This is a genomic window from Amycolatopsis sp. w19 (genome assembly GCF_051373225.1).
GTDB classification, from domain to species: Bacteria; Actinomycetota; Actinomycetes; order Mycobacteriales; family Pseudonocardiaceae; genus Amycolatopsis; species Amycolatopsis japonica.
Genome location: NZ_JBPQFM010000001.1, coordinates 536186 through 553697, shown reverse-complemented (window position 1 = coordinate 553697; position 17512 = coordinate 536186). Strand labels below are relative to the sequence as shown.

Genomic DNA, 17512 nt, shown 5'->3' with positions numbered 1-17512 from the left:
CAGCCAAGGGCGAAACCGCTGCGCCCCGAGCCGTCATAGGCAAAGGGCCGAACCTAGGCTTCCCCTGTGGTTGAGATCGCCCCTTACGGCACCTGGACGTCTCCCCTGTCGGCCGCCGACGTCGCGGCCTCGGGAGTCAGCGCGCAATGGCTCGGAACGGCGGGAAACGAGGTCTGGTGGGCCGAAGCGAGAACAGGTGAAGGCGGCCGCGTGACCCTCGTGCGGTCCCGCGCCGACGGCACGGTCGAAGACGTCCTTCCCGCTCCCTGGAACGTCCGGAACCGGGTCCACGAATACGGCGGCCGTCCCTGGCTCGTCCTCGGCGACGTCCTCGTCTTCACCCACTGGACGGATCAGCGCGTCTACCGTCGCGACCTGACCACCGGCGAGACGACGCCACTGACCCCGGAACCGGCGACGCGGCACCAGATCCGCTACAGCGACCTCCGGCCCGGCCGGCCCGGCGAAGTGTGGCTCGTCCGCGAACGCAGCACCGGACCCCGGCGCGTCGACATCGCCCGCGACCTCATCGCGGTGCCCCTCGACGGCGGCCCGGAACGCGTGCTGACCGCCAGCCATCACTTCCTCACCGCGCCGCAGCTCTCGCCCGACGGGAAGCATGCGGCGTGGCTCGGCTGGAACCACCCCGCGATGCCTTGGGACGGCACCGAACTGTGCGTCGCCGAACTCCGCGAAGACGGGACCTTCGGGCCGCACAGCGTGCTCGCCGGCGCGGCCGACGTCTCCGTCTGCCAGGTCGACTGGGAGTCGGCGGACAGCCTGCTGGCCCTGCTCGACCCGCACGGCTGGTGGAACCTGCACCGGGTCGGACTCGACGGCGGCATCACGAACCTGGCCCCGGCCGAACAGGAGATCGGCGGTGCGCAGTGGAAACTCGGCGCCCGCTGGTTCACGCCGCTCGGAGACGGCCGCTTCGCCGTCATCGCCTCGGGCAGGCTCGCCGTCCTCGACGAGGCGACGCGGGAACTGACCCCGGTGGCGGCCGCCGCCGACCTGACCGCGTGGTCCACCAACGGTTTGGCCGTCCACGAAGGCTGCGTCGTCGGCGTCGCGGCGGGCCCGAAGCGCGAAGCCGCCGTCGTGAAAGTCGATCTCGCCGGTGGGACGGTGACCGAACTCGCTTCGGCACCCGAACCGCCTTCGCCCGCTTACCTGTCGACGCCCGTCGAGCGGATCTTCAAGACCGACGACGGCGACCGGATCCCTGCCTTCCTCTACCTCCCCGCGAACCCCGACTTCGCCGCACCGGACGGGGAACTGCCACCGCTGTTCGTGTATCCGCACGGCGGTCCCACCGGCCGGGACAGCGCGGTGCTCGATCACGAGATCGCCTACTTCACCAGCCGCGGGATCGCCGTCGTCACGGTGAACTACGGCGGCTCGACCGGCTACGGGCGCGCCTACCGCGAACGGCTGCGGGAGCAGTGGGGCGTCGTCGACGTCGCCGACTGTGTCACCGTCGCCGAAGCCCTCGCCGCCGAAGGCACCGTCGACGGCGACAGGCTCGCGATCCGCGGCGGCAGCGCGGGCGGCTACACCTCCGCCGCGTCCTTGACCACCACGACGACCTATCGCGCGGGCACCGTCATGTATCCGATCCTCGACCTCACCCAGTGGACCGGCGACGGCGGCGAAACACACGACTTCGAGTCTCGCTACCTCGACAGGTTGATCGGGCCGCTGCCGGAGACCGAGCAGCGCTACCGCGACCGGTCACCGATCAACAACGCGGGCACTCTCGCCGGTCCCCTGCTGTTCCTGCAGGGGCTGGAGGACGAGATCTGCCCACCCGAGCAGGCGGACCGCTTCGTCGCCGGGCTGGCCGGACGCGGCATCGAGCACGCGTACCTGCGGTTCGAGGGCGAGCAGCACGGGTTCCGGAAGGCGGAGACGATCGTGGCCGCGCTCGAAGCGGAGTTGTCGTTCTACGGTCAGGTCTTCGGCTTCGAGACACCCGGCGTGCCGAAGCTCCGGCTGAGCCGGTGAGGCCACCGAAGACGCGACCGGGCGACACGATCGCCTTGGTCGCCCCGGCGGGCCCGGTCCCGCCGGACCTCGTCGAGAAGGCGCTGCCGGTGCTCCGCGGCTGGGGCGTCGAGGTCCACGTCGGCGAATGCGTCCGCGCGACCTCCGCCGGTTACCTGTCTGCTTCCGACGAAGCCCGGGCCGCCGAGTTCACCCGGGCCTGGCTGGACCCGGGAGTGACCTGCGTCCTCGCCGCCCGCGGCGGCTACGGCTCGCAACGCATGCTCGACCTGATCGACTGGGCGGCGCTGAAGGCGGCCGGACCCAAGATGTTCGCCGGGTCGAGCGACGTCACCGCGCTGCACCGGGCGGTGAACGTCCACTTGGGACTGGAGACGCTGTTCTCCCCCATGCCCGCGACCACCCTGTTCGACGCGGTGGCCGCCGAACACCTGCGGCTTTCGCTGTTCGAGCCGGAAAGCGTGCGGCTGATCACCTCGCCGACGTCGTCACCGCTGATGCCGGGCACTGCGACCGGGACGCTCATCGGCGGCAACCTCGCCCTGCTGACGGCCGGTCTCGGCGCACCGGAACAGGGCTCGGCGTGTGAGTCGATCGTGCTGCTGGAGGACGTCACCGAGAGCCTCTACCGGATCGACCGGATGCTCACCCAGCTGCTGCGTTCCGGCTGGCTCGACGGTGTCCGGAGCTTCGTGCTCGGTTCGTGGAAGTCCTGCGGCGATCCCGAGGAGATCCGCGCCCTGATGCTCGACCGGCTCGGACCGCTCGGCGTGCCCATCGCGTGGGACTTCGGCGTCGGACACGTTCCGGCGTCGCCGACCATCCCCCTCGGACCGCGGGCAACCCTCGACGCCGACGCCGGAACGCTCCAAGTTTTGCCATAACGGCAACGGAACTTGCGAAGCCGGTCGGACCGCGGGCATCTTGCGGTCATGGATTCGACACAGCAGTTCTGGGAAGACTTCTACCGGGACAAGGACCAGGTCTGGAGCGGGAAGGCGAACCCGATCCTGGTGAACGAGGTCGCCGCCCTCACGCCGGGCACCGCGCTCGACCTCGGCTGCGGCGAGGGCGGTGACGCCATCTGGCTCACCCAGCAGGGCTGGCGCGTCACCGCCGTCGACATCTCCGACGTCGCACTCGAACGCGCCGCCGCCCACGCGGCCGAGGCCGGCGCCGAGGGCATCACCTGGGAGCGCCACGACCTGGCGAAATCGTTCCCGGAAGGCCGTTTCGACCTCGTCTCCGCCCAGTTCTTCCACTCGCCCGTCGCGGAGGACGGCGAGCGGGACAAGGCGCTCCGCCGTGCCGCCGAGGCCGTCGCGCCGGGTGGCACCCTCGTGGTCGCCGGCCACGCGGGCTGGCCGACGTGGATGGACGAACCGCCGCACAAGGACGTCCATTTCCCGACGACCGCCGAGGTCCTCGAAGCGCTGGCCCTGGCCGACGGCGAATGGACCGTGGAGCGGCAGGACCTGATCACGCACGACTTCCCCGGTCCGGAGGGACAGCACGGAACGCGGTCGGACAACGTGCTCCGCGTGCGCCGCTCGGGCTAGGTACCGTCATGGCATGCGGATGACGCCTGCCGAAGGCCGGTCACGGTTCGAAGGCGAGCGGATCGCGCGACTGGCGACGGCCGGCGCGGACGGCGTCCCCCATCTCGTGCCGGTGACGTTCGTCGTCGAAGGTGACTCGGTGGCCTTCGCGATCGATCACAAGCCGAAGAGCACGACGGCGTTGCGGCGGCTGAAGAACATCGCGGAGAACCCCGCCGTCAGTTTCCTGACCGACCGCTACGACGAGGACTGGGCCGAGCTGTGGTGGGCCCGGGCGGACGGCGTCGCCCGGGTGCTGACGGATCCCGACGAGCAGGCCCTGTCGGTGCGGCTGCTGCGGGAGAAGTACCCGCAGTACGAAGCGCAGCCTGCTCCGCACGCCGTGGTCACCACGCTCGTCCACTCCTGGAGCGGATGGCGCTCTTCCTGAGCTTTTTTGGCCGTGTTGCCGCTTTACGGCAACACGGCCTTCGCCACGCCGTATAGGTCGTTATACACTTTGGTGGCCGCAGCGAAAATCCTTGCCTCAGTACATGAAGGCCCCCTTCCTTGCGTCTAGCGCAAGGAAGGGGGCCTTCATGTACCAAAAATCAGGACGACCGAGGAGCCTCGGCCGGCAGGAACTGCTCCACCGGCTTCCCCCGCCAGGCCGCGATGATCCCCAGCGGATCCGGCCGAAGCAGCGAAGCGGCTGCGTACACGCTCGCCGCGACGACACCGGCCATGAACCACCAGTCGTACAGCGCCTGCTCCCCCGTCGGGTAGTAGACCAGCGTCACGAACACCGAAACCGCGACGACGACCGCCAGGTTCCGGCGACGCCATTCGAAGGCCGACAGGACCACGAAACCCCAGGTCAGGTACCACGGCAGCGAGGGCGGCGGGACGATCGCACCCGCCAGCAGGACGATCGCCATCCGGTGGATCGCCGGGTAACCGCCGTCGCGCGCCAGCCACCACTGCCAGCCGGCGAAGACGAACAGGCCGACCATCGCGATCGCCCGGAACACCGTGACGAACGGCGAGACCTCGACGTCGATCACCAGGTTCACCAGCGAGTAGAAGATCTCGCCGATCCCGGTCGGGAAGTTCATCCAGTTCGCGATCAGCGTCGGCGCCTTGAGGCCGGTCAGCCAGCCCAGGTTGACCGAGCCGAGCGAGAGCCAGGTGCCCGCGACGAACACCGGCAGGAAGATCCCGACCGACGCGGCGCCCGCGCGGAAGAAGTTGACCACCTTCCGGTCGCCGGGCAGGTGGTTCGCCCACACCCAGACCAGGAACGGCAGCGCCCACGCCGCGGTCGGCTTGATCAGCATGCCGATGGTGACCAGGACGATCGCGACGACGTGCTTGCGCTCCAGCGCGGCCAGCACGCCCACGGTGAGGAAGCCCAGCATCAGCAGGTCGTTGTGCGGACCGCCGACGAGGTGGATCACCGTCATCGGGCTGGCGATGGCGAGCCACAGGGTGATCGGCAGTTTGCCGCCGAGGTGCTTGACCAGCCGCGGCAGCGACCACAGCATCCCGGCCAGGCCGATCATCAGCACCAGCCGGGTCGCGATGACACCGGCGATCATGTCGTTGCCGGTGACCGAGACGATCCCCTTGGCGACCAGCAGGAACAGCGGGCCGTACGGCGCGGGCGTGGTCTGCCACAGCGGGTGGACGTTCTGCACGACGTCCGGCAGCACGGCCAGCTCGGCCGGGCCGTTGGCGTACGGGTCGAGACCATTGAGCAGCTGCGCGCCCTGCGCGAGGTACGAGAAGACGTCTCGGGTGAACAGCGGCGGCGACACCAGCAGCGGCGCCATCCAGCAGGCGGCGGCGATGACGATCGGGCGGCTGCCGATCCGGCCGGCGAGCGCGTAGCGGCCCAGCCGGACCCACGCCCAGATGATCAGCGCGAAGCCCGTGTACAGCATCGTGTTGGCGAGGATGCGGCCGTGGCCGTAGCGGATCCACGACAGTGGCCCGTGCCCCAGGATCGGGTCACGAATGAGGATGCCACCGGCGCCGAGCGCCGCCAGCATCAGCAGCGTGCTGCCGATGGTCCCCATCGCGATGGTGCGGTACGGGAACCGGGAAGGCACCCGTAGCCGCTCGCCGAGGGAACCGGCCGAGGGCGTCTGCTGGGGGTCTGTCGTGGTCGCCATTTCGAGATTGGAGGTTACACACCGCGCCTGTGCGAGTGCGCGGCAATGGGGGTTTCCCGCGCGGTTCCACCGGGCAACGCGGCGAGCAGCGACTTCGTGTAGTCGTGCTTCGGGTCCAGCAGGACCTCCTCCACCGTGCCGACCTCCACCAGCTCTCCTCGGTACATCACGGCGGCCCGGTCGGCGATGTTCCAGGCCAGCCCGAGGTCGTGGGTGATCACGAGCCCGGCGAGGCCGAGTTCACGCCGCAGGCGCAGCAACAGCGCGAGGATCTCCCCTCGCACCGACGCGTCGAGTGACGCCACCGGCTCGTCAGCCACGATCACGCCGGGGTCCAGCGCGAGCGCGCCCGCGATGACGACCCGCTGCCGCTGCCCGCCGGACAGCTCGTGCGGGAGCCGGTCGAGGAACTTCTCCGCGGGCCGCAGTTCGGCCGCTTCCAGCGCCTTGACGACGATCTCGTGCTCGTTCGCGCCCATTCCGTGGATGCGCGGGCCTTCCGCGACGGCCTCGTACACCGTGTGGTTCGGGTTCAGCGCGCTCGTCGGGTCCTGCAGCACGAGCTGGACCTGCCGCCGGTACGCCTTGAGCCCGGCGCCGCCGAGCGGGACCGGTTTGCCGTCGTAGCGCACCGTTCCGGAATCGGGCTTCTGCAGCCCGAGCAGCGTCCGGGCCAGCGTCGTCTTGCCGGAGCCGGACTGGCCGACGAGCGCGACGATCTCGTCCTTCCGCACCTGCAGGCTCACCCCGGCGACGGCGTCGATGCGCTTGCCGCTGCGATCGCGGAAGCTGACGCGCAGGTCTTCGGCCTCCAGCAGGGCGGGCTGGTCGGCGCTGCGTTCCGGTTCGGGCGGCAGCGGTGTACTGGTCGCGGGCGCGAACCGCGACGCCGGATCGCCGACGGTCGGGAACGCGGCCGCCAGCGCCTTGCTGTGCTCGTGGTGCGGCGCGCTCATCAACTCGGCGCTCGGCCGCTCCTCGACGATCTCGCCGTCGTACATCACCGCGATCCGGCGGCAGGTCGCGGCGAGCACCGACAGGTCGTGACTGATCATGATCAGCCCGATCCCCTGTTCGGCGACCAGCCTGCCCAGCAGGTCGAGCACCTGGGCCTGGACGACGACGTCGAGCGCGGTCGTCGGCTCGTCCGCGATGATCAGCCGCGGCGAGCAGGCCAGCGCCATCGCGATCATGACGCGCTGCTTCTGCCCACCGGACAGTTCGTGCGGGTACGCCCCGGCCCGGCCGGGCGGCAGGTCGACCTGTTCGAGCAGTTCCTTGACCTTGGCCTGAATCTCACCGTCCGACAGCGCCTCGCCGCCGGGCGGGTGCAGCCGGATCGGCTCCGCGATCTGCTCGCCGATCTTCCGCACCGGGTTGAGCGCGTGCATCGCGCCCTGGAACACGACCGAGGCCGCGGCCCAGCGCACCGCGCGCAGCCTGCCCCACTTCATCGCCGCGACGTCTTCGCCGTCCAGCAGGATCTCGCCGCTGACCTTCGCCGAACGCGGGAGCAGCCGCAGCACGCTCATCGCGACCGTCGACTTCCCCGACCCCGACTCCCCGGCGACGCCGAGGGTGTCGCCGGGTTCGAGCACGAGGTCGACGCCGCGGACGGCGGCGACCTCGCCGCTCCCGGTGGCGTAGGTGACGCCGAGGTTCTTCAGTTCCAGCAAGGGGCTCATGAGTGCTGTCCCTTCAGGCGCGGGTTCAGCACGGTCTCCAGCGCGCGTCCGACGAGGGTGAAGGCGAGGACGACCACGACGATCGCGAGTCCCGGCGGCAGCAGGTTCCACCAGGCGCCCTTGCTGATCGCGCCGTTGTTCAGCGCGGTCTGCAGCATGGCTCCCCAGGAGACGGTGTTCGGATTGCCGACACCGAGAAACGCCAGCGTCGCGTCCGCGATGACCGCGTTGCCCACGACGAGCGTGGTGTTGGCCAGCACGAGCGGCATGACGCCGGGCAGCACGTGCTTGCCGACGATGTGCAGGTGACCGCCGCCGAGCGCCTTCGCGCGCTCGATGTACGGACGGCCTTCGATCGTCAGTGTCTGCGCGCGGACCAGCCGGGCGGTGCTCGGCCAGGCGGTGACACCGATGGCGACGATCACCGTCATCGCGCCCTGTTCCAGCACCGACGCCAGTGCCACGGCGAGGACGAGCGACGGCAGTACCAGGAAGAAGTCCGTGAACCGCAGCAGCAACCCGGACAGCCAGCCACCGAAATGCGCGGCGGCGATCCCGATGATCGTACCGATCAGCACCGAGAGGAAAGCCGCCGAGAACCCGACGAGCAGCGAGATCCGCGCACCCCAGAACGTCATCAGCAGCACCGAACGGCCGTCGATGTCGGTGCCCAGCCAGAATTCCCCGCTGGGCGGGTTCAGCGAACCGCCGTGGGCCTTGGTGACGTCGAGGCCGGACTCGTCCGAGATCACCGGCGCGAGGATGGCCAGCGCGGTGAGGATGCCGAGGAAGGCCAGCCCGAAGACGCCCGCCTTGTTCGTCGTGAACTCGTGCCAGCGCTTCGCCACGGCCTCGCGGCGGCGGCGCCAGACGATCGAACCGGGTTTTTCCGCTGTGGTCATGCCGTCCGCACCCTGGGGTCGAGCACGCGGTAGAGCAACTCCGCGAGCAGGTTCATCAGCACCACCGCACCGGCGAGGGTGACGAAGACTCCTTGCAGGACAGGCAGATCAGGTCCGCGGAGCGCTTCGTAGAGCAATTGCCCGAGCCCCGGCCAGCTGAACACGGCCTCGACCGAGACCGCGCCCGAGACGACCATGCCGAACTGCATGAAGACCAGCGTCACCGTCGGCAGCAGGGCGTTGGGCACGGCGTGCCGCTTGCGCACCAGGTCGTCGCGCAGGCCCTTGGCCCTGGCGGTGGTGAGGTAGTCCGAGTTCATCTCGCCGATCAGCGACGACCGCATGACCAGCATGTACTGCGCGTAGAACACCACCAGCAGGGTCACGCACGGCAGCACCAGATGATGGAGGACGTCGAGCCCCTCGCTGAAGAAGCCGGGCGCGACGTCCGGGGAATGCATGCCCCGGCTGGGAAAGAGCCCGTCGGTCGCCACGAGCAGCATGAGCCCGAGCCAGAACTGCGGAACCGACCACAGGGTCAGCGCGATCCCGGTCTGCGCCTTGTCGAACCCGCTCCCCCGGCGCCAGCCCGCGCGGATGCCGAGCCACAGGCCGAGCGCGACCGCGAGCACCGTCGCGCTGCCGACGAGCAGGATCGTCGGCCACAACCGCTCGCCGATCATGTCGAAGACGGGGCGCCGCTGCAGGTACGAGACGCCCATGTCGCCCTGGAGCAGGCCGACGACGTAATCCCAGAACTGTTGCAGCAGAGGCTTGTCCACGCCCATCTGCGCGCGCAGCTCCGCCATCATCTTCGGGTCGGTCGGCCGGTCGCGGACCATGAACCGCACGGGATCACCGGGCAGCGTCCGGAACAGGAAGAACCCCAGCACGACGACGAGGGCGAGACTCGCCAGCGCGCCGCCGATCTTGGAGAGCACGAACCGGGCCGTGCCGGTCCCGCTCCGGCGCTCGTCGGGATCGACGAGCGCCGAGGACTGGTCGAGGGAACTGAGTGCTTCGGTCAACGCTGCTCTTACTCCCGGTCCTCGGCCGACTTGCCGCGCCGCCCGAGCAGCACACCGCCGCCGACGAGCACCACGAGCACGACCGCGCCGATGCCGATCCACAATCCGGTGTTGCTGCTCTCCTCAGAGCCGGCAGTGGCCGCGTCGGCCGGGGTGGCGCCGTAGACGCCCCAGTAGCCGGACTGCTCGAGGATCGCGCCGTCGGGCTGCGGCTGCTTGGTGAACGAGGAGAACTTGTCCGAGCGGTAGGCCTCGAGCACGTTGTCGTAGTCCAGGACGACGTCGACGTACTCGCCCGCCAGCACGGCCTGCGCCTGCTTGACGAGCTCGGCGCGCTTGGCCGGGTCGAACTCGGTCAGCTGCTTCTTGTACAGGTCTTCGTAGCGCGGGTCGCAGAAGAACGTCGCCGAGCTGCCGCCGTTGCCCTCCGCGTTCGGGCGGCCGGCACAGGTGTTCAGGCTCAGCGCGTAATCCGGGTCGGGCGAGGTGCCGTAGCCGGAGATCGCGAGGTCGTAGTTGCCCGCCGTGGTGCGGTCGTCCAGTTCGTCGTCGGAGACGAGTTCCTGCTTGACGCCGATGCCGGCGTCCTTGAGCCAGCCGGTGACGAACTGCGCGACACGCTGGTCGAACGGCCGGTTCGCGTGCCCAGCGAGGCGGAACTCCAGCTTCGCGCCGCCGGGGGCGACGCGGATGCCGTCCGCTCCCTTGGCGTAGCCGGCCTGGTCGAGCGTGGCGTTCGCGGCCGCGATGTCGAACTTGGTCTTCTCGGCGTCGGACGGGGTCCAGGTGTAGGCCTTGTAGATCGCCGGCACGACGCCGGTCCCGGCCTGGCCGTAGCCGTTCATCACCTTTTCGACGATGGTGTTGGTGTCGACGGCCTGCGCGATCGCCTTGCGGACGCGGAGATCCTTCAGGATCGGGTTCCCGTCACCGATCGGCTGGTCGAGCACGTTCTTGACGCCGAAGTTGATGATGAGCTCGTTGTACCGGCGGCCCGGCGCCTTGTTCGTGGTGATGTTCTTCTCGCCCTTGAGCGCGTCGAACTGCGTCGGCGTGAGGCGGTTGATGACGTCGACCTCGCCCTGCTTCAACGCGTTGACCGCGGCCTCGGCGTCCTTGAACTGCAGCAGCTGCAGTTCGTCGACCTTGGGCGCGCCGCGCCAGTAGTCCTTGTTCGCCTTGAACTTCACGAACTCGTTCTTCTTGTACTCGGTCAGCAGGTACGGCCCGCTGCCGACGCCGACCACGGCCATGTCGTCGGTCGACGGGGCGTTGAGATCCTTGATCGGCTCCCAGATGTGCTTGGGCACGATCGGTACGTCGAGCGAGGTCATGCTCGACTGCGGGGCCTTGGTCTTGATGACGAGCGTCTTGTCGTCCGGCGCCGACACCGAGGCGAAGTTGGTGACGTAGCTGCCGTTCGCGGTGCGGGCGTTCTCATCGTCGAGCATCCGCTGGAAGGTGTACGCGGGGTCCTGCGCGGTGATCGGCTTGCCGTCGGACCACTTCATCCCCTGACGGATGACGAAGGTCCACGTGAGCTTGTCGTCCGACGTCTTCCACGACTCCGCGATCCCGCCCGTGGGCTGGGTGTCCTCGGCCGAAGGCAGGGTCAGGAACTCGTAGTTGAACCGGCCGACCTGGGTCGACGCCGCCAGCTGGGCGGTGAAGGGGTTCAGGTGGTCGATGCCGGTCGTGAGCGCCACCCGGAGAACCTTGCCCTGCTGCTGTGCCGCCGCGGCGGGCACGAAAGGCACCGTCGCGACCGCCGAAGCGGCGAGGACGGCGACCACGCGAAGACCACGCCGTCGCCTCGGAAAACGCTCTGTGCGCACGAAGACCACCCCATCGAAACTCGCTGTAACCCAACCCCCAAGGCGGAAAAGTAACCACATGTCGCGGTAACCGCGCAATGACTCGCCAATACCGATCGTGCACGGCGGATGTCGTCGCGTGGTCGACAGCTACTTTACGTCTTGCCGACATTGCGGTGCGTCACCATTTCGGCGCGTGAAACGGCGACACGTGCAGTGTCCTGGGTATTCAAGGGAAGCGGGCTTGCAGAAGTCTTGCGCGCGATGATGCCCAATCGATACGTGCGACGAAGTGCGAGCAAAGCGTTTCGTCCTCTGGATGCGGTCGTTGCACGCGCAAGTACCGCGTTCAGAGGACGAAACGCGGGGACGTCAGCCGACGGAGACCTCACGCCGCCGCGCGGTGGCCGCGGCCGCGTAGAGCCACGCGAACAGCGCCCACATCCCGGCGAAGATGAGCCCGACGGTCACGTACGCGACCGTCCACAGCACCGCGGGTGTCTCCGACTTCCGCTCCCGTTGCAGGAACTCGATCTCCGACATGAACGGACGCGTGCCGGACGTCGCGTCGATCGACGGCGCGTTCGCGGCCGGGTCGGCGGGCGCGTAGATCGGGGCGAGCCCCATCACCCGGTTCGGGACGTGCACGCGGATCCCGGTCTTCCACTGGCCGAACACCGGCAGCGGCTGGGCCGTGCGGTACACCCCGTCGCCGATCTTCTCCAGCGGCGCGGTGAAGAAATCGCCACCCTGCCAAGCGAAACCGTTCAGCCACACGGCGTCGTCGGCCAGGTCGGGCCGCGAGAGCGTGACGGTCGCGTCGACCCAACGAGGCGTGCCGCCGCCGTGCGGGTTCGAGATCGGCAGCCCGGTCGCGGCCTCGGTCAGCCGGACGTCCGCAGTGAACCCCGGTTCCGGATCGGCCGGGACGGCGACCGCTGACATCAGCGCGACCGCACCCAGCGCGCCGACGAGCCCGACCGAGTGCCGGGGGCCGGCCACGGGCACCCGCGTCGCCGTCTCCTCCACTCGCTGGTACTGCCAGACCCCGATGAACGCGCCCGCGAGCGCCGCGCCGGTCCCGAACAGGACGAACAGCGGCAGATGTGCCGTGGGCCAGGGATTCGGCATCAGCCAATGGGTGAACGCCGCCTCGGCGAGCATCCCGGCCGTCCCCACGAGCAGACCGGCGACGGCGGCGAACGGGTAACCCTGCCGGTTCCGCATCGCGAAGGCGACGACCTCGATGATCACCGCTTCGGCGACGTACGGCAGCAGCGACGCCACGTGCAGGTCGGCGAACAGCGGGATGACGGCGAACGAAGCGCGGGAGGCGAGGAAGACCGCGAGGACGATCAGCGCGCCGCCGGGACCCCAGGACAGCCGGCCGTAGGTCAGCGTCCAGGCGCCGATCAGGCCGACGAGCACGACCTGCGACAGCATCGGGAACTGCGGGACGCCGAGATCGAACTCCATGAGGAACGCCGAAGCGCCCATCATCCAGGCACCGGCGAGGACGGGGCCGAGCAGGCGCACGACCGGTCCGGTCGCACCGACCTGGCGCGCCTCGCCGAGCAGCAGTTGCAGGCCCAGCACGACGCACACGCCGCCGCCGATCATCAGGACGTGCGTCGGCCCCCATTCGGTGACGTCCTGGCCGAACAGACGGTGCCAGACGTCGTCGAGCGGGAAGCCCGCGATGCCGACCAGCCCGGTCGCCATCATCTGGATGGACCCCATCGGCGCCCGCCAGTGCGGGCCGATCTTGAACGTGCGCTTGGGCAGATCCTTCGTGGCCAGGGTCGCGCTGAGCACGCCACTGGCGAAGATGCCCATCAGTCCGAAGTAGATCGGATAGTGCGACGGGTTCGCGAGCGGGCCTTCGTCGCGGCCGAGCTCCATGTGGATCGGCACGTCCCAGTAGACGCCGATCAGTGCCGACATCCCGGACAGGAAGGCGACGAACATCGGCAGTGCCGCCCAGCGCGGCAGACCGGTGAGCCCGGCCATCCAGTCCGCCACGCGACCGAAGACCGTCCGCTTCCCCGCGCGCTCGCGAAGCACGAAAAGAGCCAAGGGCAGGAAGACCGCCGTGAACATCAGGCCCGCGATGACGATCTGCCCGAATTGCGCTCCGCCGGCAGGCGGGCTCTCCTGAGCCATGAACACCGTTCTCGCCTTCCTGCTAACCTGAGTAACTGTTACCTTGGGGTAACACGATAGGCGCAAGGTCCCGGCCGGGCAAGCCGGGGCGTACGACTTGGAGGGACCTCGATGCGGAGGATCGGCGGGATCACCGTGGCCGCACTGTTGGCCGTGACCGGCTGCTCGGGAACGACCGGCCCGGAGCCGGCCACCGGCACCCGGACCGTCAAGTTCTCGATCACCGAGGGCAAGCGCACGGCGGGCCCCGAGGAGGTCGCGGTGCGCACCGGCGAGAACGTCGCGCTCGAGGTCACATCCGACCAGCCGGACGAACTCCACGTCCACGGCTATGACAAGGCCACTCAGCTCTCCCCCGGCGCTCCGGGGACGGTCGCCTTCACCGCGAACATCGACGGGATCTTCGAGGTGGAACTGCACAAGAGCGGCGCGGCGGTGACCAAGCTCCGGGTGAGCGGATGATCCTGGCGCACGGGCTCGGCGGCCGGTCCGACCTGCCGGTCCCGCTCTGGCTCGCGCTCTACGCGGGAGCCGCGGCCGTCGTGGTCTCGTTCTTCGCACTCACCGCGCTCTGGAAGGAGCCCAAACTGCGCGGCGCCGACGCAGGGCGGCCTCTTCCCGTTGGCCTGCAACGGTTCATCGACAGCGCGTTCTCGCGGGTCGCGTCGGGCGCGCTCGGGGTGGTGTTGTTCGCCGGGTTTCTGGCGATGGCGTGGGCCGGTCCCGACAGCTCGGCCGACAACCCGGCCCCCGCCTGGTTCTACGTCTGGTTCTGGGTCGGGCTCGTTCCGCTTTCGCTCCTGTTCGGCCCGGTCTGGCGGCGGTTGAATCCACTGAGGACGGTCGCGTCGCTCATCCCGTCCCGGCACCGCGAACTCCCGGACCGGCTCGGCTACCTGCCCGCGATCGTCGGCCTCTTGGCGTTTTTGTGGCTGGAACTGGTGTTCCCGCACCCGGATTCGCCGCGCGCGATCGCTCTTTTCGGCACCGTGTATGCCGTTATACACATCGCGTTCGGTGTGGTCTTCGGTCCGCGCTGGTTCGACCGCGGTGACGCTTTCGAGGTCTACGCGCGCCTGGTCGCGGCCCTCTCCCCGTTCGGCAGGCGTGCCGACGGACGTCTGGTGGTCCGGAATCCGCTGGACGGCCTGCTCACCATCTCCCCCGCGCCGTGGCTGACCGCGCTGGTGCTGGTGGTGCTCGGCTCGACGGCGTTCGACGGCCTGACCCGGCTCCCGTTCTGGACGTCGCTCGATGCCGGGGTCCTCGGCGGCTCCGCCGGTCTCGCGGTCTGTATCGCGCTCACCTACGGCGCCTACGCGGGCGCGATCAGCCTGACCAGGCCATACCTGCGCCGCGGATTCGATCCGTATCCCGCGTTCGCGCCGTCGTTGATCCCGATCATGGTCGGTTACACGGTCGCGCATTACTTCTCGTTCGCCGTGTTCTCAGGGCAGCAGGGCCTCGGCCGCGCGATCGACTACACGGTCCTGTCGACCGGCGTGATCGCGCTGGTGCAGATCGCCGGAATCGTCGCCGGGCACGTGCTGGCCGTAACCTCGGCACATGACCGTTCCGTCGGCGTGCTGCGCGCGAACTACGTCAAGGTGGGCCAGTACCCGATGCTGGCGCTGATGATCGGCTACACCGCGCTCGGGATCGCGCTGGTCTCCGGCTCATGAGCATCGCGGCGCGGGTGGTGATGATGCACCAGGGCGGCTGGGACGAGATCCTGATCTTCGTCGGCCCCGTGGTGATCATCGGGCTGCTCATCTACGTCGCACGGAAGCAGGTCCCGACTACTCCCGAGGATGAAGACGACTGAGCGGGACGTAGTCACCGCCGGCCAGCGCCGCGGTGAGATCAGGGTGCGTGGACGCGCTTCCCATGAAGCGACCTTGGACGACGCGGATGTAGGCCCCGTCCATGGGAAAGACGACCACGAACTTCGACCCGGCGTTTCCCCGCAGCACCGCTCCCTTTCTCAGGTTGTCGAGGAACTCGATGATGTCGCGCTCGATCTCCTGCGCGAACTCGCGCTGATCGTCCCGCGTCAGGTCGTAGAGGTCGGTGTCGATGTCGTAGGTGGCGCACTTGCCGGTCACGGGGTCCAATGCCTCGAACGCCAGCCCGAGCCATCGGCGCGGCTCGACGTCCACGACGGCATGCCAGCCCGAGCCGCCGAGCTCCCACCTCGATTCCGCGACCTCCACCGCTTGAAGCTCGCGCAGGAAAGCGAGGAGCCGTTGCCCCGTCTCAAATTCCATGACCGGGTCCGCCGCCCAGAAGCAGTGCCCCGGCCAGCTCGGTGACCTCCTCCCGCGACCGGCCGTCGTGGTCCGCGGCCATGAAATGCTTGCCGATCAGGAGCGAGAACGCGAGCAGGCAGCGGGCTTCGACCTCGTCCTCGTCGGTGAAGATCTCGCGCATGAGGGAACGCAGGTAGTCCATCCGCTGGTTGTCGACCCGCCGGAGCCGGTCGGCGACCGCCGCGTCGCGCCGCGCCCAGTCCCGGATGGCGAGGTCGATCGGCAGCAGACGCTCGCCGGCGAGCAGCCCCGCGCGTCGGATCTTCGCCCTGGCGTCACCGCCTTCGCTCTCGACGCTTTCGAACAGCAGCTCGGTGCTCATCCGTTCCCAGGTGGCGAGCATTTCCTGCAGCAGCGTGCCCCGATCGGCGAAATGACCGTAGAAGCCGCCTTTGGTGACACCCAAGGCTTTCGCGAGCACTTCGACGCGGACCGCGTCGGGACCTCCGGCGGCGAGGGCGGTCAGCCCCGCGTCAATCCAGGCGCTCGGCGGGGTCCGGGTTTCGGCGGCCATGGGATCACCGTATCTCCCGTCACTCCAGCACCACGAAGACGATATATACGCTACCGTACAGATGGCGGAAGCACTGGGAGGAACTACGACGATGACTGTCGGATTCGTGGTGACGGCATGAAACTCGCGGAAACGGCCCACACCACCCGCTCGTGGCGGATCCACGAGATCGCCGGGGACTTCGACCTCGAAGACGTCTGGGCGCTCGGAACACCCGGCGGGCCGGACGACTTCGGCAAGCTGGTGAAGCAGTTCTCGTCGGGGAACTTCCCGGACGGGTCACCACTCCCCGTCCGGGCGTTGTGGGCGCTGCGATGGAAGCTCGGCGGACTGCTCGGGCTGGACAAGCGGAGTTCCGGCCTCGACACCCGGGTGGGATCGCTCCGCGGCAAGCTGCCGCCAGAACTCCGCGACACACCCACCGGCCCGGATGAGGACTGGTTGCCGTTCACCCCGCTCTACCGGCTCGAAGACGAGTTCGCCGCCGAAATGGCGAACCGGACCATGCACGGCGTCATGCACATCGCGTGGGTCGAAGACGGGCAGGGCGGATACCGCGGTCAGATGGCGGTGCTGGTCAAACCGAACGGCCTGTTCGGCCAGGTGTACATGGGATTCATCAAGCCGTTCCGGTACCTGATCATCTACCCGGCGCTCATGCGGATGATCGCGCGGGAGTGGCAGACCCGCGGCTAGCCCCAGCCCTCGTGAGCGGCGAGGACGGGTTCTGGTGGACCTGTATTTGCCTACTACCGGTCTTGACGTCGTCCTTTGGCCGTGGCAGAGCCTGGGAGCGGGGAGATCCAGCTGTCGCCCAGCTTCGAGACCGACGCCCCCTTGAGTAAATACGGGTTCGTCCTAACCGCACTTACCGCTCACGAGGCGCTCAAGAGCGGCGCGTGCTCCGCACCAGCGTCATGTCCTTCTCCCGCACCGGTTCATGGCAGTGCGCGCACACGGTCTCCGGCGCGAGCACCTCACCGCACGAATGCCGCCACACCGTCGGCGGCGGCCCCTCGGTGACATAAGTGTCGCCCCACGCCATCAGGTTCAGCAGCACGTGGTTGAGCGCGTGCCCCGCCTCGGTGAGCACGTACTCGTAGCGAGGCGGATGCTCCTCGTAGAGCCGCTTCTCGAGGATTCCCGTCTCGACGAGCTTCCGCAGCCGTGCGGTCAGGATGTCCCGGCTCGCCCCGGTGTTGCGGACGATCTGGTCGAACCGCCGCGCCCCGAAGAACACCTCACGCAGCGCGAGCAGGCTCCAGCGCTCCCCGATCACCTCCATCGCGTTGGCGATCGAGCAGTCCCTCGGTCCTTCGGTCATGCGACCAGCATAAACCCGGTGAGTCTTGATTTCCAACCCACTCGGTGTCACAGT

Annotated in this window: 17 protein-coding genes; 8 read left to right on the top strand and 9 right to left on the bottom strand. The window is 68.9% G+C overall.

Annotated features, from left to right (window positions below; genetic code table 11):
- Positions 1–66: 66 nt before the first annotated feature.
- Genes ACSMFO_RS02515 through ACSMFO_RS02500 form a run of 4 tightly spaced genes read left to right on the top strand, consistent with a single transcriptional unit; the run spans position 67 to position 3996 of the window.
- The gene (locus ACSMFO_RS02515) at positions 67–2007 is read left to right on the top strand and encodes a S9 family peptidase (protein ID WP_436456716.1); all 1941 of its coding nucleotides are present in this window, start codon (positions 67–69) and stop codon (positions 2005–2007) included.
- On the top strand, positions 2004–2891 hold the full coding sequence (locus ACSMFO_RS02510) for a S66 peptidase family protein (RefSeq protein ID WP_436456715.1): 888 nt from the start codon (positions 2004–2006) through the stop codon (positions 2889–2891). The genes ACSMFO_RS02515 and ACSMFO_RS02510 overlap by 4 nt, the downstream gene beginning before the upstream one ends.
- A gap of 48 nt (positions 2892–2939) precedes the next feature.
- Entirely contained in the window at positions 2940–3566 is a 627-nt protein-coding gene (locus tag ACSMFO_RS02505; RefSeq protein WP_436456713.1) for a class I SAM-dependent methyltransferase, read from the top strand.
- 13 nt (positions 3567–3579) lie between these two features.
- On the top strand, positions 3580–3996 hold the full coding sequence (locus ACSMFO_RS02500) for a TIGR03668 family PPOX class F420-dependent oxidoreductase (protein WP_436456712.1): 417 nt from the start codon (positions 3580–3582) through the stop codon (positions 3994–3996).
- A 160-nt stretch (positions 3997–4156) separates the two neighbouring features.
- On the opposite strand, the gene mptB is transcribed toward ACSMFO_RS02500, so the two are convergent.
- The 6 genes from mptB to ACSMFO_RS02470 form a co-directional block, all read right to left on the bottom strand.
- Positions 4157–5719, bottom strand: a complete 1563-nt coding sequence (mptB, locus tag ACSMFO_RS02495; protein WP_436456710.1) for a polyprenol phosphomannose-dependent alpha 1,6 mannosyltransferase MptB — start codon at positions 5717–5719, stop codon at positions 4157–4159.
- Positions 5720–5733: 14 nt separating this feature from the next.
- Positions 5734–7404, bottom strand: a complete 1671-nt coding sequence (nikE, locus tag ACSMFO_RS02490) for a nickel ABC transporter ATP-binding protein NikE (RefSeq protein WP_436456709.1) — start codon at positions 7402–7404, stop codon at positions 5734–5736.
- Positions 7401–8306 (bottom strand): ABC transporter permease, encoded by a 906-nt coding sequence (locus tag ACSMFO_RS02485; RefSeq protein WP_436456707.1) that lies wholly within the window; start codon positions 8304–8306, stop codon positions 7401–7403. Before ACSMFO_RS02485 ends, nikE begins: the two co-directional genes overlap by 4 nt.
- A complete protein-coding gene (locus ACSMFO_RS02480; protein WP_436456706.1) occupies positions 8303–9334 on the bottom strand; it encodes an ABC transporter permease in 1032 nt (343 codons plus the stop codon). Before ACSMFO_RS02480 ends, ACSMFO_RS02485 begins: the two co-directional genes overlap by 4 nt.
- 8 nt (positions 9335–9342) lie before the next feature.
- The gene (locus ACSMFO_RS02475; RefSeq protein WP_436457059.1) at positions 9343–11127 is read right to left on the bottom strand and encodes an ABC transporter substrate-binding protein; all 1785 of its coding nucleotides are present in this window, start codon (positions 11125–11127) and stop codon (positions 9343–9345) included.
- Positions 11128–11520: 393 nt separating this feature from the next.
- A complete protein-coding gene (locus tag ACSMFO_RS02470; protein WP_436456704.1) occupies positions 11521–13311 on the bottom strand; it encodes a hypothetical protein in 1791 nt (596 codons plus the stop codon).
- A gap of 111 nt (positions 13312–13422) precedes the next feature.
- On the opposite strand from ACSMFO_RS02470, the gene ACSMFO_RS02465 reads away from it, so the two are divergent.
- Genes ACSMFO_RS02465 through ACSMFO_RS02455 form a run of 3 tightly spaced genes read left to right on the top strand, consistent with a single transcriptional unit; the run spans position 13423 to position 15136 of the window.
- Complete coding sequence (locus tag ACSMFO_RS02465; RefSeq protein ID WP_436456703.1) at positions 13423–13773, top strand: hypothetical protein; 351 nt, start codon at positions 13423–13425, stop codon at positions 13771–13773.
- Entirely contained in the window at positions 13770–14993 is a 1224-nt protein-coding gene (locus ACSMFO_RS02460; RefSeq protein ID WP_436456702.1) for a hypothetical protein, read from the top strand. The genes ACSMFO_RS02465 and ACSMFO_RS02460 overlap by 4 nt, the downstream gene beginning before the upstream one ends.
- Positions 14990–15136 carry a hypothetical protein gene (locus tag ACSMFO_RS02455; RefSeq protein ID WP_198941625.1) on the top strand — a complete coding sequence of 49 codons (147 nt, stop codon included), beginning with the start codon at positions 14990–14992 and terminating at the stop codon, positions 15134–15136. The genes ACSMFO_RS02460 and ACSMFO_RS02455 overlap by 4 nt, the downstream gene beginning before the upstream one ends.
- Here ACSMFO_RS02455 and ACSMFO_RS02450 read toward each other — a convergent pair.
- Positions 15111–15578 carry a hypothetical protein gene (locus ACSMFO_RS02450; protein WP_436456701.1) on the bottom strand — a complete coding sequence of 156 codons (468 nt, stop codon included), beginning with the start codon at positions 15576–15578 and terminating at the stop codon, positions 15111–15113. The two genes, ACSMFO_RS02455 and ACSMFO_RS02450, sit on opposite strands and share 26 nt — an antisense overlap.
- A complete protein-coding gene (locus ACSMFO_RS02445; protein WP_436456700.1) occupies positions 15568–16134 on the bottom strand; it encodes a TetR/AcrR family transcriptional regulator in 567 nt (188 codons plus the stop codon). Before ACSMFO_RS02445 ends, ACSMFO_RS02450 begins: the two co-directional genes overlap by 11 nt.
- 117 nt (positions 16135–16251) lie before the next feature.
- Between ACSMFO_RS02445 and ACSMFO_RS02440 the strand changes: the two genes are divergently transcribed.
- Entirely contained in the window at positions 16252–16830 is a 579-nt protein-coding gene (locus ACSMFO_RS02440) for a DUF2867 domain-containing protein (RefSeq protein WP_436456699.1), read from the top strand.
- Between the two features lie 190 nt (positions 16831–17020).
- Here the strand turns inward: ACSMFO_RS02440 and ACSMFO_RS02435 are convergent, their stop codons facing one another.
- Positions 17021–17458 carry a winged helix-turn-helix transcriptional regulator gene (locus tag ACSMFO_RS02435; protein WP_043848115.1) on the bottom strand — a complete coding sequence of 146 codons (438 nt, stop codon included), beginning with the start codon at positions 17456–17458 and terminating at the stop codon, positions 17021–17023.
- Positions 17459–17512 lie beyond the last annotated feature (54 nt).

What these genes read in the sequence shown, in the direction of transcription:
- ACSMFO_RS02435 (WP_043848115.1), bottom strand. Translation starts at nt 17,458, where the DNA reads ATGACCGAAGGACCGAGGGACTGCTCGATCGCCAACGCGATGGAGGTG.
- mptB (WP_436456710.1), bottom strand. Translation starts at nt 5,719, where the DNA reads ATGGCGACCACGACAGACCCCCAGCAGACGCCCTCGGCCGGTTCCCTC.
- ACSMFO_RS02455 (WP_198941625.1), top strand. Translation starts at nt 14,990, where the DNA reads ATGAGCATCGCGGCGCGGGTGGTGATGATGCACCAGGGCGGCTGGGAC.
- ACSMFO_RS02445 (WP_436456700.1), bottom strand. Translation starts at nt 16,134, where the DNA reads ATGGCCGCCGAAACCCGGACCCCGCCGAGCGCCTGGATTGACGCGGGG.
- ACSMFO_RS02460 (WP_436456702.1), top strand. Translation starts at nt 13,770, where the DNA reads ATGATCCTGGCGCACGGGCTCGGCGGCCGGTCCGACCTGCCGGTCCCG.
- ACSMFO_RS02450 (WP_436456701.1), bottom strand. Translation starts at nt 15,578, where the DNA reads ATGGAATTTGAGACGGGGCAACGGCTCCTCGCTTTCCTGCGCGAGCTT.
- nikE (WP_436456709.1), bottom strand. Translation starts at nt 7,404, where the DNA reads ATGAGCCCCTTGCTGGAACTGAAGAACCTCGGCGTCACCTACGCCACC.
- ACSMFO_RS02465 (WP_436456703.1), top strand. Translation starts at nt 13,423, where the DNA reads ATGCGGAGGATCGGCGGGATCACCGTGGCCGCACTGTTGGCCGTGACC.
- ACSMFO_RS02440 (WP_436456699.1), top strand. Translation starts at nt 16,252, where the DNA reads ATGAAACTCGCGGAAACGGCCCACACCACCCGCTCGTGGCGGATCCAC.
- ACSMFO_RS02505 (WP_436456713.1), top strand. Translation starts at nt 2,940, where the DNA reads ATGGATTCGACACAGCAGTTCTGGGAAGACTTCTACCGGGACAAGGAC.
- ACSMFO_RS02485 (WP_436456707.1), bottom strand. Translation starts at nt 8,306, where the DNA reads ATGACCACAGCGGAAAAACCCGGTTCGATCGTCTGGCGCCGCCGCCGC.
- ACSMFO_RS02500 (WP_436456712.1), top strand. Translation starts at nt 3,580, where the DNA reads ATGCGGATGACGCCTGCCGAAGGCCGGTCACGGTTCGAAGGCGAGCGG.
- ACSMFO_RS02470 (WP_436456704.1), bottom strand. Translation starts at nt 13,311, where the DNA reads ATGGCTCAGGAGAGCCCGCCTGCCGGCGGAGCGCAATTCGGGCAGATC.